5 protein-coding genes are annotated in these 8,184 nt (G+C 61.5%); 1 reads left to right on the forward strand and 4 read right to left on the reverse strand.

What is annotated here, in order from left to right; translation table 11 throughout:
- Positions 1-161 precede the first annotated feature (161 nt).
- Positions 162-1,106 carry a LysR family transcriptional regulator gene (locus tag GQB03_RS02940; protein WP_159683968.1) on the forward strand — a complete coding sequence of 315 codons (945 nt, stop codon included), beginning with the start codon at positions 162-164 and terminating at the stop codon, positions 1,104-1,106.
- On the opposite strand, the gene GQB03_RS02945 is transcribed toward GQB03_RS02940, so the two are convergent.
- The 4 genes from GQB03_RS02945 to GQB03_RS02960 all read right to left on the reverse strand — a co-directional run.
- Positions 1,091-1,387 carry a hypothetical protein gene (locus GQB03_RS02945; RefSeq protein WP_159683972.1) on the reverse strand — a complete coding sequence of 99 codons (297 nt, stop codon included), beginning with the start codon at positions 1,385-1,387 and terminating at the stop codon, positions 1,091-1,093. The two genes, GQB03_RS02940 and GQB03_RS02945, sit on opposite strands and share 16 nt — an antisense overlap.
- Before the next feature lie 71 nt (positions 1,388-1,458).
- On the reverse strand, positions 1,459-3,213 hold the full coding sequence (locus GQB03_RS02950) for a tetratricopeptide repeat protein (RefSeq protein ID WP_159683976.1): 1,755 nt from the start codon (positions 3,211-3,213) through the stop codon (positions 1,459-1,461).
- A gap of 246 nt (positions 3,214-3,459) precedes the next feature.
- Entirely contained in the window at positions 3,460-4,233 is a 774-nt protein-coding gene (locus GQB03_RS02955; RefSeq protein ID WP_159683980.1) for a PEP-CTERM sorting domain-containing protein, read from the reverse strand.
- Positions 4,234-4,251: 18 nt separating this feature from the next.
- Positions 4,252-8,184: SdrD B-like domain-containing protein (locus GQB03_RS02960; RefSeq protein ID WP_159683985.1), on the reverse strand; the 3,933-nt coding region annotated here is incomplete at its 5' end.

Raw genomic sequence — 8,184 nt, forward strand, 5'->3', positions numbered from 1 at the left:
CGGCTCTTCACGTCTGTATGTTTCAAGCGATTTGCTGCGGCCTGGCGATACGCCCGGGCTTGCCGCTTGCAATCGGCGATGCCACACCATAGCATCGGCCAGAACGCAGACAAAAGCGCATAGATCCCCAGTTGATGTGCTTTTTTGCACAAGGAATCCGGATGCAGAACATGCCCGACTGGTCCGACTTTCGCTACCTACTGGAAGTCGCCCGAACAGGTACGCTGACCGCCGCAGCGCTGAGGCTCGAGGTCGATCACACTACTGTTTCGCGCCGTCTGGCACGACTCGAGGCACAACTGGGGTGCCTGTTGTTCGACCGGCGAAGGGACGGCTACACGCTGACCGAAGCCGGGCAGGCGCTGCTCAGCCATGCCGAGGCCATCGAAAGCTCGGTGCTTGCGGCGGGCGAGGCCATCGGCGGATCGGGGGGAACGGCCAGCGGGCCGGTTCGGATCGGCTTGCCGGAGGTTTTCGGGACGCGGGTCGTCACGCCCAACCTGCCTGCGCTGCTCGCAAAACACCCCGAACTCTCGATCGAGCTACTGCTTTATCACCGCTTTCCAAATCTTGCGAGCCGGGAGGCGGACCTCGTGATCACGCTCGACCCGCCAACCAGCGGCCGCTACGTGGTGGCACGCCTTGCGGATTTCCGCTACCAGCTATACGGCTCACCGGCCTACCTCGCCAGACATCCACCCATCAAGGAAGCCCGGGACCTCGCCGGGCACGATTTCGTCGACTACGTTCAGGACCAGCTGATGAGCGACGAACTGCGTTATCTTGAACGCCTTGTCGACGCGCCCCGGCGCGTGTTCAGCAGTACCGGAATGCTCGCCCAGGTCGACGCCGCAAGCGCCGGGATCGGCCTCGCCATGCTGACCCCCTACTCGCTCACGGCCGACTGCGGGCTGGTGCAGGTGCTGCCGGGCACGGTCTATTCGGCTTCGACGCTATGGCTTGCTGCACCGGCCGATCTTTTCAGGCTGCGTCGCGTCCGCGTGGTCTGGGATTTCCTGCGCCAGCTTGCCGACCGCACCCCGTCCTGGTTCGGCCTGCCCGAAACCGGCCAAGCCATGGCCGCAGACACTCAGCCAATGCCGTAGCGGCGCAGCCAGTCCTTGAACTCGAGCCTGTCCGCCTCACTACGAAGGCGGGCCAACTGCAGCATGAAGTTCTCGACCATTGCGTGGGCGGCGATCGCCGCCATTACCTCGAGTCGCTGATCGGCACTCAGCCCCTGGGTATCGAGCTGCCGATCAAGCTCGCAAAAATGGTTGGCCATGAGCTTGCGGGCATCGACGTCCTCGATCGAAAGCCGGGAAAAATCGAAAGGGTCCCCCTCTTCGAGATCGACCATCAGGGATTCAACGGATTCGGGCGTCATGTCGGGTCTCCATCGGTCACAGCTCACGCTTCGACCACCCGGATTGGCGGAAAGCTCCCGTAGATTGTTCCTTATTTGATCGGCGTCGCGTCCTCGGCAAGGATTTTCCAGACACCTGACTCCAGTGCCCAGCCGAGCGTCTTGCGTGTTTCGTCGCTGTAGTTGGAGGACTGGTAGCGCTGACGGAAGCGTGTCGTTGCCTTGTCGCCGTCGACCGAAAACTCGAGTTCGCGAAGCTGCACCTCGATCGCCCCTTTCTTCCCGAGCTTGCGATGCCTATCGCTTTCCCAGGCTGCCCGGTTCATTCCGGACGGTGGCACGAAACGGGCGCCATACATCGCCAGATAATCGTCAACACGCTTTTCCTGCCAGGCGCCGCGCCAGGCCTCGAGCCTTTGCCCAAGCGCTGCCCTCGGGTCGAGCGCTTTTCCGGTAGAGGACGCGTCGCCAGTCCGTACGCTTGCCGGCACGGCGGCCTGTGTGACGACCGGCGTCTGAGCCGATGGCGGCGCTTCGGGAACAGCCGGAGGCAGCGGCGGAGGCTGCGGTACGTCGGTGGTGAAGGTCGCCCGGTCCGTGGCGGAGGCCACCACCGCGGGTTGAGCCGGCGCCACACTCGCCCCCCCTGACGCATCGAGCGCCCGAAGATGACGCCTTGCAGCGTCATGCCTCGCATCGAGAAACAACGCCTGCCCATATGCGGCGCGCGCCAGATCGATCTCTCCGCGCTGCTGCCGTACCCAGCCAAGCGTGTCATGGTAGGACGCAATGCGCTCGTTGGCCGCGACCGCCTTCTTCGCCCAGTTGAGCGCGTCGTCACGCCGGGAAGGCTGCGCGGCGAGCATGAAGGCGAGGTTGTTGTAGGCCGGACCATAATCCGGGTCGAGTTTGAGTGCCGCCTTGTAGGCGGTCTCCGCCTCGGCTCGACGGCCAAGCTTTTCCTGCGCCACCCCGCGCTTGAAGGCGGCCAGTGGCGTTCTCGATAGTCGCTCGGCCTTGAGATAGGCCTCCGTTGCTTCGTTAAAGCGATCGAGCTCCATGAGCGCATCGCCTCTGGCGAGCCAAGCCGGAGGGTAAGCCTTGTTGGCCGCCAGGAGCTGATCGAACAAGGTAAGCGCTTTTGCGGCATTGCCGAGGCGAAGCTGGGCATGCCCCAGGGCATTGAGCGCAGTCAGATCCCCGGGGACGCCCGGCAGACTTTGCTCGAGCAAGGCGGCGCCGTCCGCGAACTGGCCGGCCGCGACCAGCGCGACGCCCAATTCGGCTGCGGTCTTCGGGTCCGACGGTTTCAGATCATGCAATTTGCGGTAATGCGGTACCGCCTCGGCCGAACGTCCCAACTGCATCAGCAACGCCGCCAGTTCACGCCGCGGCTCGAACGCATCCGGATCAACGCGTACGGCATGCTGCAGGCTTTGGACGGCTTCGCCCGGCTGATTCTGCTCCAGCAGCAATCGCGCGTTGGCATGCAGCAGGGCAGGATCATCGGGATTCGCGGTCAGCGCACGACCCATCCACGACAGCGCAGCCTCAGCGTTGCCCCGCGATTGCTCGACGGCAGCCATGCCCAGGAGTGCAGCCGGGTCATTTGCGTCTTTGCGGAGAATTTCCCTGAACGACGCCTCCGCCTGTACCGCATTCCCGCTGCGCAACGCGTCATACGCCGGCTTCAGGCGCTGCTCCTTGGCTTCGTTTACCGACTGCGCCGGATCAAGAAGCGGGCTCGGTACGAGACCGGCAAACGCCGGATTCACCAAACCCACGGACATTGCGAGGAGAAGCGCGACCGATAACGTTGCAGTGGCTTTTCGGACGGTTGTAGTCATTGGCATTCAAATGGACAAGAGTCAAGAAATCGGCGTCGACACGGGCACACCGTGGGCCATGGCCTGCATTCTGCGATGCACGCCCTTGTGCGAGCAAACCCGGGGGCTGCAGATCCGGAATTCGGTCGGTTCGATCAAGGTCGAGCCTCCGTACCCTCGGACAGCATGCACGAAAGAACAAAAAGGGGCTTTCGCCCCTTACCGAACTGGCACGCGCCCGGCCGGCAAACGCCGGCCGGCAGCGTATCAGGACTTACGGCGCATCAGGCCGAGCCCGGCCAGACCTGCGAGGCCGAGCAGCAGCGTGCCGGGCTCCGGCACGGTACCACCGGTGCCACGATCGGCCTGGATATAGGGCTGGCTGCCCGGATCGCGCGTTCCGCGCGTCCACACCGAAAGGTCATAGGTGTCGGTCGCGGTCGGATCGGACAGGTTAGCCAACCAGTCAGCGGCCGTATTGAGGGCCAATTCGTTGTCGCTGCCAACGGCGGCGGTATCCCACATCACTGAGCCACCGGAAAGGTTGCCGTCATCCAGAAGCTCCCAGAGCGAAATCTGGAATGCAGCGGTCTCGACCTTGTCGGTCAGATTGACCGAGGCGTAACGCTGGTCGTAGAGCGCCTGAATGTCGGTCAGCTGGGCAGCGGTGAGGAAGGAGGCTGCAGACACGTTGTCGTACTCGATACCCAGAGGGTTGACGAGATCCAGTGCCTGCACCGAGATATTGGTCCGGATGTCGGCACAAAAGGCAGCAAAGCTGGTGCCTTTGGTCAGATTGGCGACATTGAAGCTGCCGGCATCACGGCTCTCCGCGTTGCCGTCGACCTGCACGCCGAAATTCAGGCCGGTGCTCACGCCCAGACTGTTGGCGTCGGTACTGAGCATGTCGGCCTGCGCCACACCTGCCAATGCCATGCCGGCAAAGCCTACCGCCAGGACGAGGCCCTTGATCTTCGGAAATTTCATCTTCTTTCTCCTTGTTGAAGTCGATTCGTCATGCGAGCAGGCATGGGGCGTCAAGCCCCATGCCCGTCAAAATCAGGCACAGACAGCCTGGTCGTAAAGGTCGGCAAGGTGCTTCATGGTCGCAATGTCGTGGAAAGCGAAGTCGTTCGCGCTTTCCGTCGCAGCGCCTGCACTGACCGCCATGCCATCAACAGTCGTTACCGGCTGCGCACTGCCAAGCAGCGTATCGAGCGAACCGCCCATGTCGAGCAGATCGGACATCGACGACAGATTGACGCCCGCTGCATCCGCGTCGGCGCGCGACACGTTGAAATAGACGTCGGTCATATCGACCGAAGTACCGTCACTCATCGTCGCCGAGCTGCGCTCGAGATGCAGGTTGCCTTGCGCATCAAGGAACGGCAGCTCCTCGTAGCCCACTTTCAGGCTGGCAACGCCGGCATCGGCCAGACTGCGCAGTTCACCCGCATCGGTCTGATGGTTGCCGTTGGCGTCCTGCCAGATGCTGAGCTTGGCAAAATCCGCGTCATCCGCATTGACCACGCCGTCACCATTGCTGTCGAACTGAGCCAGCTTGGCGAAGCCGTCACCCTTGGTGTTGCCACCGAAGAGTTCCGAGATGTCGTCGATGCGGCCATTGCCATTGAGGTCGATTGCCAGCATGCCGTCATCAGCACCAACCCAGCCGGACTCGATGGCATGGCCATTGCCGAACAGGTCGAAACTGCCGCCCGAGTTGGCACGCGACACCGTCTCAATGCCATCACGGTCGAGGTCGATCACGATCGGGGTGATTGCGGCATCCCAGCTCATGTCGCACTCGCCTGCCGACAGGTAGGTCCAGTCGGTGTAGGACTTGTCACCCGAGCAACGCGCCACGTCGGAATCGATCGTGTCATCGGAGCCGACATCCTTGTAGCCCCAGTTCCAGTTGCTCATGTTGTACCAGCCACCCCAGTAGGAGTTATGCCAGACGTTTGTCTTGTCGAAGGCGACGTAGTAGTAGCCCTCGTTCAGGTTGGAGAACTCGTAGTTTCCGTTGCTGTCGGTGGTGGTCGTTCCAACCGTGTACGCGCAGCTGCCATTCCATCCGTACAGCGTGACACGAACGCCGCCGATACCCTTTTCACCCAGATCCTGGATCGAGTTGTGGTTGGAATCCTCCCAAACCCGGCTTCCGATGCAGGCCTTCGACGCACACAGACCGATATCCACGGTGTCCAGCCACTGGTCCTTACCGAGCGTGATGACGTCGGTCTTGCCTGTGGTGGGGTTCGCATCGCTGTCACAATCGTAGTTGCCGACATCCTGCTTGGTGATGTTGTAGCCGTTCGGCGTAACGACCTGAACGACATACTGCCCGGCGGACAGATGGTCGAACAGATAATTGCCGTTGCTGTTGGTCGTGGTCGTTTCGAGCACATGCCCCGCGGTATCGAGCAACTTGACCGTCACGCCCGCCAGGCCATATTCGCCCGAATCCTGGACACCGTCGCAGTCCTTGTCCACCCAGACACGGTCGCCGATCCTGCCGTTCGGGTCGGCCGCGTCGAAAGTGATGATGTGGGCATGCAGATCGATATCCGAACCGCCACAGCTATCGGTACCGCCGTCATCCTGCACCTTGAACGAGAAGCTCGCATCGGTGCTGCCCGAAGCGGTGTAGGTCAGCTTGCCCGCTTCGATATCCGCCACGCTGATGGTCTGGCCTGCCGTGACATCCACGCCGTCGAGCTTGAGTGAACCTGCCGCCACGACGCTCTCGATGAGGACCGCCTTGAAGGCATTGCCATCGACGTCGGCATAACCGAAGTCGGCGACCTTGACCACGTAGGACGCACCCGCATCGAGGCACACGGTCTTGTCCGCCCCGGTCGGTGCATCGTTCGCCGAATGCACGTCGAGACAGACTTCGATCGTTTCACCTGCAACGACCGACGACACGGTTTCGGTCTTGGTCATCCGGACGTTGTCGTAGTAGCTGTAGCAGCTCGAATCGAGAACGATCTTCAGGCAGCTTCCGTAGACCGAGTCGGAGAAACCCTTGCCTTCGAAATCGAGCGTGACGGTCTTGTAGCCACCCTCGGTGATCGAACCGATGTCGGAACCCTTGATCGAGGCGACCAGGGTGCTGCCGGCATAGACCTTGATGATGGCCGAGCCATTGTCGGAACTGTAGTTCTTGATGTTCGCGACATCCACCTTGAGCTGGTAGCTCACGTCCTTCTCGAAGGTTTCCGAGAGGGTCTGGCTGATACCGTAACTGCTCACCTTGACGATGTTCTGACCGTCGGAAACCGAACCCGCGTAGTAGCTGGAAGGATCCCAGGTAGCGTTGTAATAGTAGCTACCAGAGTTCCAGCCGGGGATATTCGACGTGGAGCAGTTATCGCCCAGCGAGTACTCCTCGAAACTTCCGTTGCGGATGTAGACATCGGACGTCTTGGTGACCGTGGTCGTCGTACCCAGCGTATAGGTGAAGGTATCGCTGCCGAAGTAGTTGGTGGTGGGCGTGTAGGTGAAAGTCCCGTCACCATTGTCCGTCACCGTACCGTTTGCGGTCTGCGTGAAGCTCAGGATCGTCTGACCCGAGGGGACGTCGACCGTGAAGCTCACTGCATGGTCCTCACAGGTCTGGATGCACTGCATGCCTTCGACCAAGCCTGCGTCGATCGTGAGATTGTCCTCGCAGGAATCGATGACGATCGCTCCGCTTTCAACCACGGTATCGCAGGTCACCAGCCGAACGTTGTCGATGATCCCGCCCAGCGAATCGTCATCACCCTTCTGCTCGCGGAATTCGAGCCGATCCGCGCCGCCGGTGCCCTCGACCGTGAACGTGTAGGTGGTCAACTTGGTCGAGGTCGGGTCGATCGTCGCGATCTTCTCCCCGGCCCAGTAGACTTCCACGGTATTGGTCGAGTCCGAAGTGCAGTTCCGCGCCGCGACATCCACCGACAACTCGTATGTCTGGCCGGCCGTTGTATTCACCGCCTGGTAAAAACCGGTGTTGTCGGTGCAGGTCTTGTTGGCGTCAAGCTCCACGACATTCGAACCGGACTGGCCGCTCACGCCATACGACGACGCAGTACCGACTTCGATCTTGTCGCCGATGCCTGTCCAGCCCTTGATGCTGCTGAACATGCCAGTGGAATTTTCCTCGAAGCTGCCATTGACGATCAGATTCTCCGTGCCTTTCACGATCTTGGCTACGAAATCCGAGTCCTTGCTGTCGTCACTTCCGACATTGGCGGTGGTCAGCTTGTACGAATCGGGAACATCGAGACGGACCTTGTAAGTACCGTGCTCGACGTTCTCGAACAGATAATTGCCATTGGCATCGGTGGTGTCGGTACGGGTTGTGTCATCCGAGGTCCCGAACACGCCATCCGCACCGGCGCCGATCAGCGTCACCGTCACGCCGGCAACACCCGGCTCGCCGTCGTCCTGCAGGCCGTTCTTGTTTTCGTCCAGCCACACCTTGTCACCAAGGTCGACCTTGCAGGTCACCAGCCCCGCGTCGAGGTCCAGATAATTCTCGCCGGAGCTCAGGGTCACGACGTTGCTGACCCCACTTGCATCCACATCGGAGTCGAGCGCTTCGTTGCCACCCTGGTTGGCGGTCGTAAACTGGAAGCCGGTCGGCTGCTCCACGGTCACCTTGTACTGCTGTCCCGCCACGAGATTATCGAACAGATAATTGCCGTTGGCGTCGGTCACCATGCTTTCGGAGACATCGTCGGCCGTACCGAACAAACCGTCGGCCCCAGCACCGCTCAGGGTTACGGTCACGCCGGCCTTGCCGACCTCGCCCGCATCCTGCACGCCGTTGTCGTTGGCGTCCAGCCAGACCCTGTCTCCCAGGCTTGCAGCTTCCCAGAAACCGGCATCGACGGTGTCGATGGTCTCGCCCGAGGAGAGCGTGTAGCAGCCAGTGAAGCCGTCCGCACCTGCGTCGGAGTCGAACGCGTCGTCGCCCACGTTGGCCGTGCTGAGCACCGAGCC

The organism is Cognatazoarcus halotolerans (assembly GCF_009800965.1).
GTDB classification, from domain to species: Bacteria; Pseudomonadota; Gammaproteobacteria; order Burkholderiales; family Rhodocyclaceae; genus Cognatazoarcus; species Cognatazoarcus halotolerans.